This window comes from Kitasatospora sp. NPDC005856 (assembly GCF_040629945.1).
Classification (GTDB): Bacteria; Actinomycetota; Actinomycetes; order Streptomycetales; family Streptomycetaceae; genus Kitasatospora.
In genome coordinates, this window is the sequence record NZ_JBEXWT010000240.1 from 1 (window position 1) to 1,191 (window position 1,191).

Consider the following 1,191-nt stretch of genomic DNA (forward strand, 5'->3'; position numbering starts at 1 on the left):
CTCGCCGCAGCCGGCGCCATCGACGCCTCCACGGTGCTGCTCTGCGCCAATCCGGAGGCGGAGGCTGCCCGGTCGGTCGACGTGTTCATCGGGGTGGACACCGGACCCGAGGTGGTCACCGGGTCGACCCGGATGAAGGCGGGCACGGCGCAGAAGTTGGTGCTCAACACGTTCTCGACCGCCGTCATGGTGCGCCTGGGGCGGGTCTACTCGAACCTCATGATCGACATGGTGGCCACCAACGCGAAACTCCGCGGACGAATGATCTCAATTCTGGTCGAGGCCACCGGCTGCTCGGAGGAGATCTCCCGGCGGGCCCTCACCGAGGCCGACGGTGACCTGAAGACGGCGCTCGTCTCCCTCGTGTCCGGCGCCGAGATCGACGCCGCCCGGGCCGCGTTGGCCCGCTCGGCGGACCAGGTGCGCGGCGCCCTCGCCCTGCTCGCCTCCTAACGCCGCCCACCCCCGGGAAGCGAACGGGGCTTCGGATTGTTCATCTGGCCCGGGGGTAATAACACCCCCGTGGATGAACCGACCGGTTCACCGGTGCGTATCTGGCAGTGAGCAGGATCGCATCGTGGTGGTGACCCGGGTCGCTGTCCCCCGCGGCGGGCGGTGTTGCCATGGTGCGGTAACCCGTACGTGGTGCCCAATGGTGAGCCCACCCGATGGGGTGCTGACAGCAAACATGGACCGTGCTCTCAGCTACTACTCAGGCATTCGTGACACTTTCGACTCACGGCGAGGAATCCCCGACACGTCTCATCTGTTGTGTAGGTGTCAGCACCGATGGGCACAGCAGAAGTTACCAGGGGCTGACAGGCGTGGGAAATGGCAAGGAACCGGGCAACCGGCGCGAGCGAGGGGACCGTGGGCAACGTGGACAAGAACATCGGCATGCGAACCGACGAGGTTGCCGAGGAGCGCGACCTGGTCGGCGTCTACCTGCACGAGATCTCCCGGACGCCACTGCTGGACGCCGCCAAGGAGGTCGATCTCTCCAAGGCGATCGAGGCCGGCCTCTACGCCGAGCACCTGCTCGGTGAGGAAGCCGGTCCCGCCGGTGTCGACCGGGCCGACCTGGAGTGGCTGGACGACGACGGGGAGCCGGCGAAGGACCTCTTCATCCGCGCCAACCTCCGGCTGGTCGTGTCGATCGCCCGGCGCTACGTACGCTCCGGGATGCCCATG

General features: G+C 67.3%; 2 protein-coding genes. Both read left to right on the forward strand.

The annotated features are described in order from the left end of the window. A partial coding sequence (locus ABZ449_RS42195) for an N-acetylmuramic acid 6-phosphate etherase (RefSeq protein WP_360357490.1) occupies positions 1–453 on the forward strand: 453 nt, incomplete at its 5' end. A gap of 444 nt (positions 454–897) precedes the next feature. Beyond that, positions 898–1,191: sigma-70 factor domain-containing protein (locus tag ABZ449_RS42200; protein ID WP_360357493.1), on the forward strand; the 294-nt coding region annotated here is incomplete at its 3' end.